Origin of the sequence: Rhodococcus sp. WB9, assembly GCF_007558985.1 — a bacterium.
Classification (GTDB): Bacteria; Actinomycetota; Actinomycetes; order Mycobacteriales; family Mycobacteriaceae; genus Rhodococcus_F; species Rhodococcus_F opacus.
Window position 1 is genome coordinate 6,392,744 of the sequence record NZ_CP041769.1, and the last position, 18,128, is coordinate 6,410,871.

At 66.3% G+C, this 18,128-nt stretch carries 21 protein-coding genes and 1 tRNA gene; 11 read left to right on the forward strand and 11 right to left on the reverse strand.

Features of this window, described 5'->3' with window-relative positions; all coding sequences use genetic code 11:
- Positions 1–86 precede the first annotated feature (86 nt).
- A complete protein-coding gene (locus FND50_RS29860) occupies positions 87–647 on the forward strand; it encodes a hypothetical protein (protein WP_005569507.1) in 561 nt (186 codons plus the stop codon).
- On the opposite strand, the gene FND50_RS29865 is transcribed toward FND50_RS29860, so the two are convergent.
- From FND50_RS29865 to FND50_RS29880, 4 genes are all read right to left on the reverse strand, one after another.
- Positions 635–1,372 (reverse strand): SDR family oxidoreductase, encoded by a 738-nt coding sequence (locus FND50_RS29865; RefSeq protein ID WP_144288084.1) that lies wholly within the window; start codon positions 1,370–1,372, stop codon positions 635–637. The two genes, FND50_RS29860 and FND50_RS29865, sit on opposite strands and share 13 nt — an antisense overlap.
- Positions 1,369–2,394: a phosphotransferase family protein gene (locus FND50_RS29870; RefSeq protein WP_144288085.1), complete on the reverse strand. Its 1,026-nt coding sequence runs from the start codon at positions 2,392–2,394 to the stop codon at positions 1,369–1,371. The genes FND50_RS29865 and FND50_RS29870 overlap by 4 nt, the downstream gene beginning before the upstream one ends.
- Positions 2,391–3,602 carry an acyl-CoA dehydrogenase family protein gene (locus FND50_RS29875; protein WP_144288086.1) on the reverse strand — a complete coding sequence of 404 codons (1,212 nt, stop codon included), beginning with the start codon at positions 3,600–3,602 and terminating at the stop codon, positions 2,391–2,393. Before FND50_RS29875 ends, FND50_RS29870 begins: the two co-directional genes overlap by 4 nt.
- 99 nt (positions 3,603–3,701) lie before the next feature.
- On the reverse strand, positions 3,702–4,322 hold the full coding sequence (locus FND50_RS29880) for a TetR/AcrR family transcriptional regulator (protein ID WP_005261343.1): 621 nt from the start codon (positions 4,320–4,322) through the stop codon (positions 3,702–3,704).
- Positions 4,323–4,441: 119 nt separating this feature from the next.
- Here FND50_RS29880 and FND50_RS29885 point away from each other — a divergent pair, with 119 nt between their 5' ends.
- A complete protein-coding gene (locus FND50_RS29885) occupies positions 4,442–4,900 on the forward strand; it encodes an SRPBCC family protein (RefSeq protein ID WP_144288087.1) in 459 nt (152 codons plus the stop codon).
- Here FND50_RS29885 and FND50_RS29890 read toward each other — a convergent pair.
- The 7 genes from FND50_RS29890 to FND50_RS29920 form a co-directional block, all read right to left on the reverse strand.
- Positions 4,897–5,886, reverse strand: a complete 990-nt coding sequence (locus FND50_RS29890) for an NADPH:quinone oxidoreductase family protein (protein WP_144288088.1) — start codon at positions 5,884–5,886, stop codon at positions 4,897–4,899. The two genes, FND50_RS29885 and FND50_RS29890, sit on opposite strands and share 4 nt — an antisense overlap.
- A gap of 3 nt (positions 5,887–5,889) precedes the next feature.
- Positions 5,890–6,648: a 3-oxoacyl-ACP reductase FabG gene (fabG, locus tag FND50_RS29895; protein ID WP_144288089.1), complete on the reverse strand. Its 759-nt coding sequence runs from the start codon at positions 6,646–6,648 to the stop codon at positions 5,890–5,892.
- Positions 6,645–7,886, reverse strand: coding sequence for an acyl-CoA dehydrogenase family protein (locus FND50_RS29900; protein WP_144288090.1), 1,242 nt, complete (start codon positions 7,884–7,886; stop codon positions 6,645–6,647). The genes fabG and FND50_RS29900 overlap by 4 nt, the downstream gene beginning before the upstream one ends.
- Positions 7,887–7,908: 22 nt before the next feature.
- The gene (locus tag FND50_RS29905; RefSeq protein WP_144288091.1) at positions 7,909–8,718 is read right to left on the reverse strand and encodes an SDR family oxidoreductase; all 810 of its coding nucleotides are present in this window, start codon (positions 8,716–8,718) and stop codon (positions 7,909–7,911) included.
- Positions 8,719–8,839: 121 nt separating this feature from the next.
- Positions 8,840–9,535: a TetR/AcrR family transcriptional regulator gene (locus FND50_RS29910; protein ID WP_005264085.1), complete on the reverse strand. Its 696-nt coding sequence runs from the start codon at positions 9,533–9,535 to the stop codon at positions 8,840–8,842.
- Between the two features lie 44 nt (positions 9,536–9,579).
- A complete protein-coding gene (locus tag FND50_RS29915; protein ID WP_005251443.1) occupies positions 9,580–10,341 on the reverse strand; it encodes an SDR family NAD(P)-dependent oxidoreductase in 762 nt (253 codons plus the stop codon).
- A gap of 40 nt (positions 10,342–10,381) precedes the next feature.
- Positions 10,382–11,527, reverse strand: coding sequence for an acyl-CoA dehydrogenase family protein (locus tag FND50_RS29920; protein ID WP_005264084.1), 1,146 nt, complete (start codon positions 11,525–11,527; stop codon positions 10,382–10,384).
- Between the two features lie 134 nt (positions 11,528–11,661).
- Here FND50_RS29920 and FND50_RS29925 point away from each other — a divergent pair, with 134 nt between their 5' ends.
- From FND50_RS29925 to FND50_RS29965, 9 genes are all read left to right on the forward strand, one after another.
- Positions 11,662–12,261: a TetR/AcrR family transcriptional regulator gene (locus FND50_RS29925; protein WP_186301173.1), complete on the forward strand. Its 600-nt coding sequence runs from the start codon at positions 11,662–11,664 to the stop codon at positions 12,259–12,261.
- Between the two features lie 80 nt (positions 12,262–12,341).
- Positions 12,342–13,685 carry an HNH endonuclease signature motif containing protein gene (locus tag FND50_RS29930; RefSeq protein WP_144288093.1) on the forward strand — a complete coding sequence of 448 codons (1,344 nt, stop codon included), beginning with the start codon at positions 12,342–12,344 and terminating at the stop codon, positions 13,683–13,685.
- Positions 13,686–13,782: 97 nt separating this feature from the next.
- A complete protein-coding gene (locus FND50_RS29935; protein WP_313905293.1) occupies positions 13,783–14,124 on the forward strand; it encodes a hypothetical protein in 342 nt (113 codons plus the stop codon).
- On the forward strand, positions 14,121–14,705 hold the full coding sequence (locus FND50_RS29940; protein WP_144288095.1) for a DUF3558 domain-containing protein: 585 nt from the start codon (positions 14,121–14,123) through the stop codon (positions 14,703–14,705). The genes FND50_RS29935 and FND50_RS29940 overlap by 4 nt, the downstream gene beginning before the upstream one ends.
- A 3-nt stretch (positions 14,706–14,708) precedes the next feature.
- A complete protein-coding gene (locus FND50_RS29945; RefSeq protein ID WP_144288096.1) occupies positions 14,709–16,049 on the forward strand; it encodes a hypothetical protein in 1,341 nt (446 codons plus the stop codon).
- Entirely contained in the window at positions 16,046–16,795 is a 750-nt protein-coding gene (locus tag FND50_RS29950) for an ESX secretion-associated protein EspG (protein ID WP_144288097.1), read from the forward strand. Before FND50_RS29945 ends, FND50_RS29950 begins: the two co-directional genes overlap by 4 nt.
- 16 nt (positions 16,796–16,811) lie before the next feature.
- Complete coding sequence (locus FND50_RS29955) at positions 16,812–17,285, forward strand: DUF309 domain-containing protein (RefSeq protein ID WP_144288098.1); 474 nt, start codon at positions 16,812–16,814, stop codon at positions 17,283–17,285.
- Positions 17,285–17,923 carry an LON peptidase substrate-binding domain-containing protein gene (locus FND50_RS29960; RefSeq protein ID WP_005569482.1) on the forward strand — a complete coding sequence of 213 codons (639 nt, stop codon included), beginning with the start codon at positions 17,285–17,287 and terminating at the stop codon, positions 17,921–17,923. The genes FND50_RS29955 and FND50_RS29960 overlap by 1 nt, the downstream gene beginning before the upstream one ends.
- A gap of 61 nt (positions 17,924–17,984) precedes the next feature.
- Positions 17,985–18,061 (forward strand) — tRNA-Met (locus FND50_RS29965).
- Positions 18,062–18,128: the final 67 nt, after the last annotated feature.

The window sequence follows — 18,128 nt, forward strand, 5'->3', positions numbered from 1 at the left end:
TCCTTCCAGGTGTGCGGGCCTCTGAAAGGTAGACGTCTGCCACGACCGAAACGTGAGGTCCGGAATGCATCAGGCAGGATGGGCCGATGGCTCTCGTACAACTCGGCACCCGCGACCTGGTGCGTACCGTCACCGGGATCGCCCGGTGGTCGGCGGACACCGCTGAACTCGTCGTCTCCCTTCCCGGCCGGATCGGCACCCTCCTGGACCAGGTCGAGGTGCTGATTTCCCGCATCGAGGCGATCAGCGACGGCGCCGAGATCGCGGTGGCGAGGGCGAACGCGGTTGCGGAATCGGCGGCAACTGTGGTCGCCACGGCAGGGCACACATCCGCGTCGGCGCAGACCCTGATCGGTCTGTACGAGCCGCTGGCGACGAAGGCCGCCCCACTGGCGCAGCGGTTCGTCGACGACCTCACCGAGGAGGAGATTCACGCCGCAATCGGGTTGGTGGACCACCTGCCTGAGCTGACCCTGCGCATGGAGGGGCTGATGCCGATCCTGGCGACCCTGGACACCGTGTCGCCGGAGATCCACCAACTCCTCGAGGAGGTCCAGGGCGTGCGTCAGGCGATCCAGGGCGTCCCCGGTTTCAAGTTCTTCCGCAAGCGTGGCGAGGCCCAGGAGGACGACGACTACGCGCGGTAGCCGTCCGTTCCGGCGCGTCCGACGACGATCTTCGGGACCACCGCGCGCGACGACAGCCGCAGCAGGGCGTCGACGAGTTCGACGATGTCGTTGACCTCGATCATCGCCTCAGGCGGGATCGTGTCGTGGATCCACGCGGACATGTCGGTGTCGACGTACGCCGGCGCGAGCGCGGTCGCGGAGACTCCGTTGCACGACTCCTCCACGTTCAACGTCTCGGCCAGGGAGATCAGCGCGGCCTTGGTCGCCCCGTAGACGGCGAGCCCTGCCTCGGCGTACACGCCGGTGATCGATGCCAGGGCCACGACCTTGGACCCGCCTCCCGGGTTCTCCGCCGCACCGGCCCGGAGCAGCGGCAGCGACTGCTGCAGCAGGCTGAACGGCGCCCGCAGGTTGACTCCGAGGCTCTTGTCGAATCGGCGCATGGGGAACTCGCCGATGGGGCCCGCGGTTCCCACCCCGGCGTTGAGCACCAGCGCGTTCAGCGAACCGTAGGCGTCGGTGTGCGCCTCGACGACGCGTCCGGCAGAGTCCTCGTCGGCGAGGTCACCGGCGACCGCGACGACGTCCTTCGCGCCCGCGGTCCGCAGGTCGGCGGCCACGGACTCGAGCCGATCACGATCGCGGGCGGTGATCGTCAGCCCGTATCCCTGTTCGGAGAGACGGGTGGCGATGCCGAGTCCGATGCCACGTGAGGCGCCGGTGATCAGTGCGGTGCGACTCATACGGTCTGTCCTTTCAGGGCGCGCAGGCCGGCCGCGACGAATTCGGGCACCGCGTCGCCTGCCTTGTCGAAACCTTCTCCGACGGTGGCGCCGACACGGTAGCGGTGGTTGATGCCCTCGGCGATGACGGCGAGTTTGAAGTTCGCGAGCGCCAGGTAGAAGTTCCAGTAGGCCAGGTCGCGCCCCGACGCCACGGTGTAGCGCTGCGCGAGATCGTCCGCCGACGGCAGTCGCGGGCTCGTCCAGGCCGCCGGTTCGCCGAGCACCAGGTCGAGAGCCGGATGCCGGTAGACGCACATCAGGGCGACGTCGGTGAGCGGGTCGCCGAGGGTTGACAGTTCCCAGTCGACGACCGCCGCAACGGTGCTCACGTCGCCGGCCGCGAGGATGGTGTTGTCGATGCGGTAGTCGCCGTGCACGATCGACGACTCCGACTGCTGCGGAATCGATTCGACCAGCGCGGCATGCAGGCGGTCGACGTCCGCGGAGTCCGTCGTCTTCACTCGCCCCCACTGGCTCGCCCACAACGTGACCTGCCGGGCCACGTACCCGTCCGGGCGGCCGAGCTCGCCCAGGCCGACGGCGTCGTAGTCGACGTTGTGCAAAGCGCCGAGCACGCGGACCAGTTCGTCGGTGCACGAGTCGATGTCGTCGTCGGACAGTGCCTCGAGATCCGACTTGGTCCGGATCACCTGGCCCGTCACGTGTTCCACCACGGTGAACGGCGCGCCCATTACACTGTCGTCCTCGCACAACGCGACGGTGGCGGCCACCGGGACATCGGTGCCCTGCAGCGCCGAGGTGATGCGGAATTCGCGGGCCACGTCGTGCGCCGACGGTGTGAGCCCCGCGGTGGGCGGCCTTCGCAGCACCCACCGCGAGGAGTCGTCGAAGATGGCGTACGTGAGGTTGGACTTGCCGCCCGAGATCAGGTCGGCCCGCAACTCACCGGCGAGAGGAACGTCCGACTCGGACAGGAACTTCCGCAGCGCAACGAGATCGAGTCCCCGATGTTCGGTCATGCGCCCGCCTCCCGCGCGGCCTTCTTCGCGGCACCGACGACACGCTTGGCGATGGCCCAGCGGTGCACCTCGGACGGTCCGTCGTAGACACGGAACGGTCGCACCTCGCGGGACAGCCGGGCGAGGGGCAGGTCACCGGACACGCCGAGACCGCCGCACATCTGGATGGAGCGGTCGACGATGCGGAAGATGGCCTCGGAGGCGTAGGTCTTGGCGATGGACGTGGAGTTGCTCGCGTGGCCGCCCTGATCGAGTTCCCAGCACGCCCGCGTCAACAGTGCGCGGGTGGCGGCGATGTCGATCTCGTTGTCCGCGATCATCTTCTGGACCATGCCGAGATCGCCCAGCTTGCCCCCGAAACCCTCACGCTGCGCGACGTGTGCCACGGCGACGTCGTGGCCGCGCCGAGCCGCACCGAGCCACCGCATGACGTGCGTCATCCGGGCGGGCCCGAGCCGGACCTGGGCGTAGGCGAATCCCTGGTCTACCTCGCCGAGAACCCCGCTGTCGGGGACGAACAGGTCCTCGAAGAACACTTCGCAGTGCCCACCGATCATCGCCCGGTCCAGGGTGTCGATGTGACGACCCACCCTCAGCCCCTCGGCGTCGGCCGGCGTGAGGAACATCGTCGCACCACCGCGGTCGCCGGGCACGCCGGACGTGCGCGCGAAGATGATGAAGAATCCCGCGCCGTCGGCTCCGGTGATGAAGTACTTGTGGCCGTTGATCTTCCACCCGCCCGGCGCCTTCTCGGCGCGCGTGGTCAGCGCCGAGGGGTCGGAGCCGGCTCCGGGCGACGGCTCGGTCATGGCGAACGCCGACCGCATGTCGCCGTGCGCCAACGGGGCGAGGAACCGCTCCTTCTGCTCCGGGCTGGCGATGTGCGCGAGCATGTGGACGTTGCCCTCGTCGGGGGCCCCGATGTTCAGGGCGGTCGGGCCGAACAGCGAGTAACCCGCTGCCTCGAAGACGGGCGCGCGATCGGTCATGTTCAGACCGTGTCCGCCGTACTCGACGGGTGCGTGCGGGGCGAAGACTCCGGCGTCCTTGGCCGCCTTCTGCAGCTCCACGCGCAGGGTGTCGCCACCGGCCGCGGTGATGTCGCCGCCGTGCTCGTCCTCGATGGGCAGCACGACTTCGCGGGTGAACGCCTCGGTCTTCTCGACGAGCGCGGTCACCTCGGGTGCGTAGGACAGATCGATCGCCACAACTACCTCCAGTCAATACGGCGACTCCAGTACCGACCGATCACTCGCTCGGTCGAAGTCGTCCCCGACAATTCCACACCTTCGAAATCCGGTCAAGACTCAGTCGGACGCGCCGACCGTGCTCCTCGCGATCGCCAGGTACCGCTCGACCAGTTCGTCGGGCGACAGCGGCCCGTCCTCCCGGTACCAGGTGGACACCGCGACGCACATCGTGACGACGGCACGACTCGCGTCCTCCGGGAACGGCGTCCGGAACAGCCCCGCCGCCACCCCCTCGCGGACGATGTCGTCCAGCATCTCCTGCTGCTCGTCGCGCAGCGCGATGTACGCCTTCCGGCTCTCCGGTTCCATGCTCCGCGTTTCCCGGGACGCGACGAAGGCCTGTTCACGCCGGTACATGTGGAACCGCAGGAGCGACTCGATGACCGCGTCGAACCGCTCGCCCGGTGTCGGGCCCGCCTCGGCCACCGCCGCGTGGCTGCGATCGAGGAGTTCGCGCATCACCGCGTTCGTCAGCCCCACCAGCAGCGCCTGCTTGGAGGGGTAGTGGTGATAGAGACCGGGGACCGACAGACCGGCGCGTGACGCGATCTCACGGATCGACGCCCCGTCGTACCCCTTCTCGACGAACGCCGCCAGCGCCGCGGCCAGAACCTTGGACAAGCCCTGGTCGGTGTACTCACGCCAGGAACTGCCGCGCTGGGTGCCCTCTATCGTCATGGGTCCTACGGTAGAACAGATACCCGCCGCTCCCCTGCTGTGGTCGCGGGAGTTGACTAGAGTCGAACGAGGTCGCCCAGATCGACAGCCTTCTCCGACAGAGAGCCAGGGACCACCTGATGATCCACGTCCGTCACTCCGCGATCGCAGCCGTCCCCATCCACGTGGCGTTCGCGTACATCGACGATTACCGGACGGTCCCCGACTGGATGTTCGGGGTCTCGGAGTTCCGTCCGATCGGGGAATTCGACCAGGGGATGGAGTCGACCTTCGACGCCGCGATCCACATCGGCCCCAGCACCCTGCGGTCGCGGCTCGAGGTCACCGAGTGGGAGCAGGACCGGGTCATCACCCTGGCGTCGCTCGACGGCGCCGCGAACTCCTCGAGCTGGGAGTTCACCGCTCACGGTGAGGACAAGACCGAGATCAGCGTGGACTTCGCGTACAAGCTCCCCGGCGGTCTCGCCGGCAAGGCACTCGGTCTCATCGTCGAACCGTTCGTCGAAACGGCCGTGAAGAACACCGAGGTGACCTTGCGGCACAACCTCGAGGAGCTGTACGCGAAGCGCAACCGCTAGCGTCCGGGCAGGAAAGCTAGCCGTCCGACTGTCGTCCCCTCACCGAGCCGTGCGATGCCGTCCGCGACGTCGGTGAGCCCGAGCCGCTCGCTGATCATCGGCTTGATCTCGCCGGCCGCGGCCATCCTCGTCAGCTCTTCGTGACACTCCCGGATCGCAGCGGGGTTGTAGGCGTTGTACAACCCCCAGTGGAGCCCGATGATCGAGTAGTTCTTGATCAGCGCGTGGTTCAGCCCGGGCGACGGGATGGTGCCGCTCGCGAACCCGATCACGATGATGCGACCCTCGAACGCGATGCACTTGGTCGACTTCGTGTAGGAGTCGCCACCCACCGGATCGAACACGACGTCGGCACCGCGGCCGTCCGTGAAGTCCTTCACGGCCTGCACGAAGTCCTCGCTGTGCCGGTCGATCACGAGGTCGGCACCGAGTTCCCGCGTGTAGGCCGCCTTCTCGGGACCGCCGACGACGCCGATCACCTTCGCACCCGCCGCCTTACCCAGTTGCACGGCCGCGCTGCCCACACCACCTGCCGCAGCATGCACGAGCAGAGTTTCACCGGGCTGGATCTGCGTCCTGCGGTGCAGCGCAAACCATCCCGTCTGGTATCCGATCGACAGTGCCGACGCCTCGGCGTCGTCGAGGGCCTCCGGAGCGGGGAACGCTGTGGCCGAGGACATGACGGCCAGCTCGGCGAACCCGCCGTTCGGAAGACTCGGCATGCCGATCACCCGGTCACCGACGGAGAACTCGGTGACACCCTCGCCCAGCCCCACCACCTCGCCGCACAGCTCCACACCGGGAGTGAACGGAAGCGGCGGCTTGATCTGGTACTCGCCGCGGCACAACAGGACATCCGGGAAGTTGGCGGCGGCCGAAAGCACCTTGACCAGCAACTCCCCGGGCTTCGGTTCGAGGTCGGGAACGTCCTCGAACGTCAGAACGTCCCTCGGCTGCCCCAATTCGTGTACACGCCACGCCTTCATCGATCAGTCCTTCGGTCCACCGGCGACGTAGACGACCTGCCCCGAGACGAATCCGGCGCCCTCGCTGACGAAGAACGACGCGGTGTGCGCGATGTCCTCGGGCTGCCCGACGCGGTTCACCGGGATCTGCGACGCCGCCGCCTTCTTGAAATCCTCGAAGCCCACACCCACCCGCTCGGCGGTGGCGGCGGTCATCTCGGTCTCGATGAAACCGGGCGCGATCGCGTTCGCGGTGACACCGAACTTGCCGAGCTCGAATGCCAGCGTCTTGGTGAAGCCCTGCATGCCCGCCTTGGCGGCGGAGTAGTTGACCTGCCCGCGGTTACCGAGCGCAGAGGTGCTCGACAGGTTCACGATGCGCCCGAACTTGGCGTCCACCATGTACTTCTGCACGGCCCGCGACATCAGGAACGCACCGCGCAGGTGCACGTTCATGACCGCGTCCCAGTCGTCGACGGTCATCTTGAACAACAGGTTGTCGCGGGTGATCCCGGCGTTGTTGATCAGGATCGTCGGGGCACCGAGTTCGGCCGCCACCCGCTCGACCGCCGCGGCGACCGAGGCCTCGTCGGCGACGTTCGCGCCCACGCCCAGCGCTTCGCCGCCGGCGGACGTGATCGCGTCGACGGTGCCGGCACACGCGGACTCGTCGAGGTCGAGGACGGCGACCGCGTAGCCGTCGTCGGCCAGCCGCTTCGCGACGGCAGCGCCGATTCCCCGGGCCGATCCGGTGACGATGGCGGTTCTACGTTCCTGGCTCACTTGTTTCCTCCATGCTGGTTGTTCTCGGTCTTCGTACGGTATTTGCGGAGTTCTCTTCTCGCGATGGACATCTTGTGGACCTCGTCCGGTCCGTCCGCGAGACGCAATGTCCTCAGATGGGCGTACATCATGGCAAGGGGGAAGTCGTCGGTGACACCGGCCCCACCGTGCACCTGAATCGCCCGATCCACAATCTTCAACGCAATATTCGGAGCCGCCACCTTGATCGCCGCGATCTCCGTCCGCGCCTCCTTGTTCCCCACCGTATCCATCAGATACGCCGCCTTCAGCGTCAACAACCGGATCATCTCGATCTCGATCCGCGCCTCCGCAATCCAATCCTGAATATTCGCATTCTCACTGACCGGCTTCCCGAACGTCACCCGCGACGACGCCCGACGACACATCAACTCCAACGCCCGCTCCGCCATCCCGATCGCCCGCATGCAATGGTGAATCCGACCCGGACCCAACCGCGCCTGCGAAATCGCGAAACCCTCCCCCTCGCCCTTCAACACATCCTTGACCGGCACCCGAACATCCGCGAAGTCGATCTCCGCATGCCCCTCACGATCCTGATACCCGAACACCGGCAACCCCCGCATCACCGTCACCCCCGGCGCATCGATCGGCACCACCATCATCGACTGCTGCCGATGCGGCGCCGCCGACGGATCCGTCTTCCCCATCACGATCAACACCCGGCAATTCCGATGCAACGCATTCGACGCGAACCACTTCCGCCCGTTCAGCACATACTCGTCACCGTCCCGGACCATCGACAACTCCACATTCGTCGCATCCGAACTCGCCACCGCCGGCTCTGTCATCGCGAACGCCGACGCCATCGTCCCCTCCAGCAACGGCGTCAGATACTTCTCCTTGTGCTCGGCCGTACCGAACAACTCGAGCACCTCCATATTGCCCGTATCCGGCGCATTACAATTACACGCCTCCGACGCGATATGACTGCGCCCCATGATCTCCGCCAACGGCGCATACTCGAGATTCGTCAACCCCGCACCCGTCCCCGGATGCGGATGAAACAGATTCCACAACCCCCGACGCCGCGCCTCAACCTTCAACTCCTCCAACACCGGCGGCTGGAAATGCGGATCCCCAGACTCCCGCATCTGCTCCTCATACACCGCCTCCGCCGGATACACATGCGAATCCATGAACTCCAGCAGATCGATCTGGTATTGCCGGGCGCGATCGGATAACTCGAACAGCGACATGCGGACTCCTCGTGCGGTCGGGTCAGGACGACTGGGCGAGGAGCGAGGCCTGGTAGCGGCGCATTCCCCGGATCCATCGGTCGTAGTCGGCGCCCTTGTGCCGGTACATCTCCAGCACTTCGGGGTGCGGAAGGATCAGGAACTGTTCGGCTTCCATTGCGGCGAGGACGCATTCGGCCACCTCGGATGGTTCGAGCACCGAACCCGCGGTGGTGACGGCGCGTGCGGCGGTGGCCGACAGGGCGGCGTCGTCGGTGAGCAGCTTGGTGTTGACGCCCATCGGGCACAGGCAGCTGACGCGGACGCCCTTGTCGCCGTATGTGACGGACAGCCATTCGGCGAATCCGACTGCGGCATGTTTGGTCACCGAGTAGGGGGCGGACCCGATCTGGGTGAGCAGCCCGGCGGCGGAGGCCGTGCTGACGAAGTACCCCTCGCCGCGCTCGATCCAGCCAGGGACCAGACGGCGTGCCGCGCGGATATGCGCACGGACATTCACGTCGAGGGCGAGGTCCCACACCGCATCGTCGGGTTCGAGCCCCTCCCCGGCCGCGACACCCGCATTGGCGAAGTAGAGGTCGACGGGGCCGAACGCCTCCTCCGCGGCGTCGATGACCGACGCGATCTGTGCGTCCTCGGACGCGTCGGCACCGCGGGCGATCGAGGCCCCCGGACGTGTCGCGTTGATCCGGTCCGACACCGCCTGGGCCGATGTGGCATCGAGATCGGTGACGACGACCCGGGCGCCCTCTGCGGCGAGCCGCTCCGCGAGTGCACCGCCGATTCCACCTCCGCCACCGGTGACGATGGCGACCTTCTGCGCAACCTGCACGAGATTCCTCCTCGAGGGGACACGGACGTGCCCCAGTCTTTCACAGAAAACACCTGAACCCGGTGTCGGATTCAGTTTCGTCGATCTGGGTGTCCCACGCGCTGACGCCGTCGGAGAGAGCTCAGCTCCGCTCGGGGAACCTCAGTCCATTTGCCCAGATGCGCGTCGTGGTGAACACGACGTCGTCGAAGTCGACGGGAGTGCCGTCGGTCCCGTTCACGCTGGCCACGAACACGTTGTACGCCAACCGGCTGACCATCCCCGACAGCGCCCGCGACGCCAGCATCGGGTCGAGTTCTTTGTCGGCGATGCCCCGCGCCTGCAGTTCCGCGATGCCCCGCGCGTTGCGCGCGATGAACGCGTCGGCCCGCTGACGCCGCAGGTCCGCGAACGCCGGGTCGATGTGCGCGACCTGTTCGAGCAGCCCCATCAGCTTGGCGTTACGCCGATAGGCCTCCAGGTAGGCGCGGTTACTCGCCTCCAGGACGGCGTACGGATCGTCGGTGTCCTGCACCCGTTTCATGCCCGGGTGCATCATGTCTTCCTGCGCGACCTCGAGCACGGCGGCGAACACCTGTTCCTTGTTGTCGAAGTAGGTGTAGAACGACCCCGTCGAGCAGTTGGCTTCCTTCGTGATGTCGGTGAGCCTGGCATCGAGGTACCCGGACCGCTCGAATACCGTCCGCGCGGCCGCCACCAACGCCGCGCGTGTACGTGCACCACGCGGGGTCGCCGGAGGCTCCCGCAACAGATCGGTGGCCGCCATCGACGGGGCGGGCTTGTCGTCCCACTCTTCATGGACGGTGCGCGTGGTCATTTCCTACTTATACGCCAGCACGGCAGCCCCGCCCAACCCGACGCTCAGGTGATGGTGATGCCGCCGTCCACCGCGATCGTCTGACCGGTGACGTACGCGGCGGCGTCCGACGCGAGCCACACCACGGTCGCGGCCAGCTCCTCCGGATCGCCGAGGCGACCGAGAACCAGCCGCGATTTCATCGATTCGAGGTACCCGTCCTGGTACTGATCCGTCATCTCCGTCTCGAAGAAACCGGGAGCGATCGCATTCACTCGAATGCCCTTGCGGGCCCCCCACTGCTGCGCCAGGTCGCGGGTGAGACCGATGACCCCGGCCTTGCTCGCGGCGTACGCGGCCTGCGGAAGTCCCGCGGTGGTGAGACCCAGCACGCTCGCGATGTTCACGATCGCGCTGCCCGGCTTCATGACCTTGCCCGCCGCCTGCGCCGCCCAGTAGGAACCGTTCAGGTTGATGTCGACGACCTGCCGGAACTGCTCCGGCGTCTCCCGCGTCGCGGGGACAGCCGTACCGACGCCGGCGTTGTTGACGAGCACGTCCACGCGGCCGAACTTCTCCATGGCCGCGTCGATCATATTCTGCGCCTGAGCCGGGTCGGCGATGTCCGTCGCAACGCACAGCGCCTGCCGTCCCGCGGCCCGCACCAGCTCGGCGGTCTTCTCGAGACGGTCGGTGCGGCGTGCTGCCAGCACCACGTCGGCGCCGGCCTCCGCCGCGGCCTGCGCGAACGCCACCCCGAGGCCCGACGACGCACCGGTCACGACGACCACCCGATCGGTCAAGCTGAACTTGTCGAGAACGGACATACGAAGCGACTCCTTTGTCGTCGGGCTACGGGGTACGGGTTCAGAGGCCGAGGTCGCGGCCGATCAGTTCCTTCATGATCTCGTTGGAACCGGCCCAGATCTTGGTGACACGGGCATCCATCCACGCACGGGCGGCACGGTACTCGGTCATGAATCCGTAGCCACCGTGCAGCTGCACGCAGTGGTCGAGGACCTCGTTCTGCACCTGAGCAGTCCACCACTTGGCCTTGGCGGCGTCCACTGCCGTGAGCTCACCGTCGGCGTGTGCGGCGACGCAGTTGTCGACGTAGGCCTGGGTGACCTCGACCCGGGTGACGAGGTCCGCGAGGAGGAACTTGTTCCACTGCAGCGAGCCGATGGGCTGGCCGAATGCCTTGCGGTCCTTGGCGTACTGGATCGTCTCCTCGAGGATCGGCGCGGCGTGCGCGATGTTCGAGACGGCGGCGCCGACCCGCTCCTGCGGCAGCATCTCCATCATGTGGATGAATCCGCGGTCGATCTCACCGATGATGTTCGTCGACGGGACACGCACGTTCTCGAAGAACAGCTCGGCGGTGTCCGACTCGTGCTGGCCGACCTTGTCGAGCTTGCGTCCGCGCTCGAAGCCCTCCATGCCCGTCTCGACGGCGAACAGGGTGATGCCCTTGGACTTCTTCTCGGGGCTGGTGCGCGCCGCGACGATCACCAGGTCGGCGTTGTAGCCGTTGGTGATGAACGTCTTGGAACCGTTGATGATCCAGTCGTCGCCGTCCTTGACCGCGGTGGTCTTGAGCGACGCGAGGTCGGAACCGCCGGAAGGCTCGGTCATGCCGATCGCGGTGAGCAGCTCACCGGTGCAGAACCTGGGCAGCCAGCGCTGCTTCTGCTCCTCGGTCGTGAGCTGCACGAGATACGGCGCGACGACGTCGGCGTGAATACCGAAGCTCGACGACACGGCGGCGCTCGCCCGCGAAAGCTCCTCGGCGAGAACCGCGTTGAACCGGTAGTCACCGGCCTCGCTTCCGCCGTACGCCTCGGGGACCTCGAGGCCGAGGAATCCGTTGCGGCCGGCTTCGAGCCAGATCTCGCGGTCGATGAAGCGCTGCTCGATGAGCTTGTCGGCCACCGGCAGGAGGTTGCGGTTCACGAACTCCCGGGCCGATTCGCGGAATGCCTCGTGATCGGGGCCGTACAGGGTGCGTCGCATGACCGCTCCTTTTTCGAAATCCAGCTGTGGTGTGTCCACGCTTGTAAGCGTGTGCTTATTTTCTAAGCGCTTGCTTATACTGATGGTGCAGCGCGGTATTGTCAACAGCCGCGCAGCCGAGGATGGAGAAAGACATGAGCGAATCACCGAACCAGGTGATCAGCCCTTCCAAGGCTGCCGCCCGCATCCGAGCCGCAGCCGTCGACGCGTTCGCGACCAGCGGTTACGGGGGCACCACCACCCGTGAGATCGCCGCCCGCCTCGACATGAGCCCCGCCGCGATGTACCCGCACTACCGATCCAAGGAAGAGCTGCTCTTCGCGATCAGTTACGAAGGCCACACCGCGGCGCTCGACGTTGTCGTGAGTGCAGACCTCCCCGACGAGGCGCCCTCGACGAGACTGCAGGCGATGATCGGCGCGTTCGCGAGCTGGCAGGCCACGCACCACGCACAGGCTCGCGTCGTGCAGTACGAACTCAACGCCCTCACACCCGAGCACTATCGCGACGTGGTCAAACTGCGCCGCGACATCACCCACATCGTTCGTGCCGTCGTCGACGCCGGGGCCGCATCCGGCGAATTCACGGTGCCCGACGGCGAAGGCGTCACCCTCGCCCTCATGTCTCTGTGCGTCGACATCTGCCGCTGGTTCCCGGCCGGCGCCTACACCGAGCCGGAGGCCGTCGCGGACCTGTACGCCGACCTCGCCATGCGCATGGTGGGTGCCGGTTAGGCATTGCCAAGGTCCCGCGGGTCGGCTAGGCTAGAACATACGTTCGATTCGGGGGAGTCGACGACAGCCGGGGGGTCGGGGTGGATGCAGCAGCGGTAACCGCATTTCTGGCCGAGTTACCGAAACTCGACCGGGATATCGACGATGCGACGCGCATCGACGTACTCCGCACACTCGAAGAGGTGAAGGCCGCCTGTGCGGGCGTGCAAGCCCGGGTGACCGCAGACCTCGACGCCTCCATCCGCACCGCACGAGCAGACCGCCAAGTGCCGGCCGCACAGCGAGGGCGAGGCATCGCCAACCAGGTGGCGTTGGCACGAAGGGACTCACCGTTTCGAGGTGGCCGTCATCTCGGCATGGCCACCGCTCTCGTCCACGAGATGCCCCGCACCTTGGCGCTGCTCGAACGAGGGTTGCTGAGCGAGTGGCGGGCAACGATTCTCGTCCGCGAAACTGCATGCCTCACCCGAGAAGATCGCACCGCACTCGATTACCTGCTGTGCGCCGACCCGGCGACATTGGACGGGCTCGGCGATCAGGCGGTGTGCGCGAAAGTTCGCGCGGCCGCTGCGGAAGTCGACGCCGAGGCCGTGGTGCGGCGGGCCCGCAAGGCGGTATCGGATCGGCGGGTCACCTCCCGTCCCGCACCGGACACCATGGCTTACGTCAGCGCTTTACTGCCGGTGGCACAGGGGGTCGCGGTGCACGCGACTCTTGCCCGTGACGCCGATTCGATCCTCGCCGCCGGTGACGAGCGCACGCGGTCGCAGATCATGGCCGACCTCCTCGTCTCCCGAGTAACCGGCGCGCCCCACACCGCGACTGCACCTCCGATCACCGTGAACCTCGTCATCTCCGACCGTGCGCTCCTCCACCGGGGGTCCGAACCCGCCTACATGCAGGGGTACGGGCCCGTCCCCGCGGCACTGGCGGGGCATTGGATCAAGGAGGCAGTCGAGGCCGCGATCGATCCGGAAACCGGGGACGAGGCGCGGGTGACCCTGCGCCGCCTGTACGCGAACCCGCACTCGGGAGCCCTGACCGCAACCGAGTCCCAAGCCCGCTGCTTCCCCGCCGGGTTGGCGAGGATGATCGATCTCCGCGATCGAACGTGCCGGACACCGTGGTGCGATGCGCCGATCCGGCATCACGACCACATCCAACCCCGCGAGTACGAGGGCCCGACCACCGCACACAACGGAGCCGGCCTGTGCGCGGCCTGCAACTATGCCAAACAAGGTGCAGGGTGGAACGCCAAGCCCCACCAGGTGCCCGGCGGACTGCACAAGATCGAGATCCACACCCCCACCGGACACCGGTACCGATCAACCTCACCACCACTACCGAAACCGTTGCCGTTCCGTGAGGTTCAGATCAGCTCACCAGTGGAACGCATCCTCATCGAATACCTCCACGCAGCCTGAACATCGTGTCGCCGCACACTAGACCGCGTGACACGCCCGTGCGGTAGCATCTCCGCACGCGGCCGTGGGGGTCCTGTCGAGTACTGGGGGGATGGGAATGAGCAAAACACTGCGTCTGGAAGATGACGCAATCGAGAAGTGTGTCGGCGTGTGCGACGAGATGCTCGAGCAGCTTGACGATGCACTCAAGAAGGCAAGGGCCTTGAAGAATGTCTCAGGGTTCGGCGGCTTCGGCTCCGCGCAAGAACTGCAAACCGGGTATGAAGCAAAATTCAATGGCGGCGGAGGATCAGGTTCTATGATCGAGCGCCTTAACCAGTTTCGGTATGCAATCGAAGCGATGCGGGAGGCGTTCGCAGCTGGTGAACAAGCTTTCGCGGAAACTGACAGTGCAGTCGGACAGGCTCTGGCCACCGTTCAGGCGGGGATCGACAAATGAACTCAAAATGGGCGCGCGTCGGTGTTATCGCGATAACTCTGCTCATCGCTGGTTGCAGCACTCAATCGACGAATGAGCCAGAACCTGGCACGTCTGCGGCCGTGGTTTCACCGGCACGCTTGCCCCGACATGTCGACAAGTCCGACCGACCGCACGTATCGTTCGACCCGTGTTTAGATCTTCCCGATGCCACACTGATCGAAGCTGGATACGATCCAGGCAGCGAAGAGAATGCAGACTTCACACCTGACGAATACACATTCCTCGGATGCAGCTATGACACACCCAGCCGTCTCTATGGGCTGAATATCCTCTCGGGCAACATCAGCTTCGCTGAAGAACAAGAGAAGACCAAGGCGTACGCCACACAAATCGACATCAACGGTCGGCGGGCGCTACTAAAGTTCCAAGCCGACGAACCCGATGCGTGTGCAATCTCGATCGAGACGACCTACGGGGTGCTCATCGTCGATCGCAGCCTATTCAAAGGCACCGGAGAGCCCGCTCCCGAATCTGAATGGTGCGCTGGCCTCGAAGACACCGCCCGCATCTTCGAGCGCTACATTCGTAAGGAGGGCTGAGCCATGCCGCCCAACGATACTGTGTCCGCGATCCTCGGCTCACTGAGTCCGAATGGCGCAGGCGAGCAACGCCGTACAGGCCTCCAGACCTCGGCGGACAGGCTAGCTGCGGGCTCGGGAACAGATGACCCGTACATCCGCACCATGGAGAGCTTCCACGGTATGGGTCACGAAGAAATGTACGCGATGGTGCAGACCATGGTTCCCGACGCCATCGGTCAACTCGCCCAGGCCTGCCACGGCATCTCGAACTCGCTCCCTCTAGCATTCGGGTTTGCGATTCTCCGCAATACGATTTCTGAACGTTGGGAGGGTGCGGCGGCGGACGCGGCGGCACAAGCGACCGAGAAACTCGCTGAAACCAGCGGTCAGCTGACATCGAGTATCGCGGCAATCGCGGTGAAGCTCGATATCTTGAGCAGCGCGGCTGCGGACGTGAAAGCGTCTGTGCCTCAGCCAGCTAGTGCCGATGGCGTCCTGTCCCAACTCCCGCTGAGTCCGCTTGCGGCGGAATCGTCCGAGACTGCGAGGGAAGCCGCACGACTCGAGGCGGTTCGGAGGCTGGAAGCGATCTACGTGCCGAACTACCGCGATGTCGGCACGAATGTTCCGCAACTCCCGGAGCCTTACGCCCCTTCTGGAGATGGTGCCGGCTCCGACGGTGTCCTGACTGCTCATGGAACGTTCCCCCACGGTTCGAACCCTTGGGGCACAACCGACAGCCATACCTCCTCCGCGTCGGGCGAGGCCGATTTGTCGGCGGATAGCGAGAACTCCGCGGACGGTAATTCCGCGGGGGATGATGCCGCGGCTACGTCCGCAGCGAATGCCGAATCTGCTGCCAACCAGGGCGCCGGGGCGGGATCCGGATCGGCCGCGCAGACTGCCGCAGCGAATGCGCAGAATGCGGCCGGTGCCGGTTCGCAGTCGGGCAGCGGCGCGGGTGCCGCGGGTTACGGCGGCGGAATCGGCGGAGGTTCGGGGTCCGGTGCCGGAGGTTCGGGCCTCGGGGGTTCGGCGTCGGGCGCGCGCCGGAAGAACGACAAGCGCGACTCCGAGTCCAGCTCGAGTGGTGTGGTTCCGGGTGGCCCGATCCCGTCCGGTGGCGCCGCGGCCGGCGCAGGGGCGGCTGCCGCTGCTGCAGCGGCGACCCCGGTGAAACCGAGCATGAGTCGTCCCGGAATGGGAATGGCACCCGGGATGATGGGTGCACCCGGCCGAGCGGGCGGCAACGGCGATGGCGACACGGAGCATCAGACGCCGAGCTATCTCATCACCGTCGACAACGGCAACGAACTGATCGGCAAACTCGACCCCGTCGCGCCCCCGGTGATCGGCGCATGAACTGGCGGCTGACGTCAGCCCAGTTCATGTTCCTTTGGGAGGCAACCGATCTCGACCGGATGCCGTACCCGCTGCAATACCGGTCCGCGGCTGCGACGGCAGATCGGTACGCCGTCCAGCAACGCGAGTTGGCGCAGTGGCGAACCGCGCTCGACGAGCCGAAACTGCTCGCCGCGATCCAGGCGCTCCGGGATCCGCAACTGTCCGTCACGGTGCTCGCCCCCTCCCCCGAACTCGACTCGGGGCTTCGCCGGAGGGGCAGCATCCGTGGCCGGGTCGCCGTCGTCGCCGAACAACTGCGCGGAGAACCGGGCCGCGGCGACATCCGGATCGACGCCGGCACCGAGGGCGTCGACTGGCTGACCACTCAACTCCTGAAAGGCCTGCCCGACTGCGCGCCCGGACGGACCCCGTCCCTGACCGCGCACCCCGACGACCTCGAGAACCGAAGCAGCGGTACTTCCGTCCTGCAGAATGCTCGCGCCTCCGACGGCACTCTTCTGCGAGGGATCGTCGGCCGGCCACGGACCGGAATCGGATACATCTGCATCCGGGGTCCGCGCAGCGGGCTCGACGAGCCCGTTCTGGGTGAACTGACCTGGATCGACGTGGAAGCGGACGGCCGGTACCTCTATCACCAGGACAACCGTGTTCACCTGCGGTCCGCGACAGTCCGGTTGGTTCGCGACGAGCTGTCGAAACGCGTGTCGGCGGCCCTCGCCAACCCTTCGCCGACCCGCGACTGAGCGTTACCCTTGTCCCATGACCGATCGGGACAGGGACGGGACGGGGAAACCCCTCAACGCACGCCCCCGCGACGAACTCGGCCGACCCCTGCCCCACGACGCCGAGGGTGTACCCCGCATCCCCGACAACCTGCGGTTACCACCCGACGAGGCGATCACCGAGGCTCAGCGGCTACTCGACCACGGCATGCCGTTCCACGCCCACGAGGTCCTCGAGGGTACGTGGAAGATCGCCCCCGAGGACGAGCGGGAACTGTGGCAGGGGCTCGCCCAGCTCGCGGTGGGTCTCACCCATCTGATGCGGGGCAACAAGACCGGCGCGCGGTCACTGCTGCGCCAAGGCCACGACCGGATCCGGCATTACGAGGTGGAGGCGCCGCACGGCCTCGACATCGCCGGCCTCCTGACATGGTCAGAACACCTCACGGACGAGATCGATCGCGTCGACCCGCTGCCGGCGACGCCCGTACCCCGATTGAGAATCCCCTGATGACTCTGCTCCCCATGTTCCCGCTGGGCTCGACGATGCTGCCCGGTCAGCAGCTTCCCCTCCACGTCTTCGAACCCCGCTACCAGGAACTGGTTCGCGACTGCCTGGACGCACCGGACGGTCCCCGTTTCGGGGTCGTTCTCATTGCCCGTGGCAACGAGGTGGGCGGCGGCGATGTCCGCCACGATGTCGGCACCATCGCGAGGATCGAATCCCACGCGTCGATCGGCGACGGGCGGTACGAGCTGTTCTGCCGCACCGAGGAACGGATCAAGGTGTCGAAGTGGTTGCCCGACAACCCGTATCCGATCGCCGAGGTCGATGTGTGGCCGGACGAGAACACCGGCACCCAGACGGCGGACTACGAATTCCCGTCCCTCATCGAGAGACTCGAATTCCTGTACGGTCTCCTTCGCCGTCTCGCGACGGAGACCGGCAATGTCCCGCCCGACGTTCCCGTCATCGGCGCTTTCCGCGGGTCGCTCGGCACGCGGCTCTACGAGATCGCCACTTACATTCCGATGGGGGACGCCGACCGCCTGCAGATCCTCGCTGCGGCGGGCGCGGACGAACGCTTGCGGGAGGTCTCCGAGGCGATCGAGAACGCCATCGAAATGGTCCAGTTCCGGCTGATGTGACCTAGCCCTCCCCGGGGTTGGTCAAGAGCACTCCGGGAAGGGTGTAGTGTTGTCAATGCAACGCGGGGTGGAGCAGCTCGGTAGCTCGCTGGGCTCATAACCCAGAGGTCGCAGGTTCAAATCCTGTCCCCGCTACCACTGGAAACGGCTCCGGAGATTCAATTCTCCGGAGCCGTTTTTCGTTGTTCCACATCCTCCAGGACTA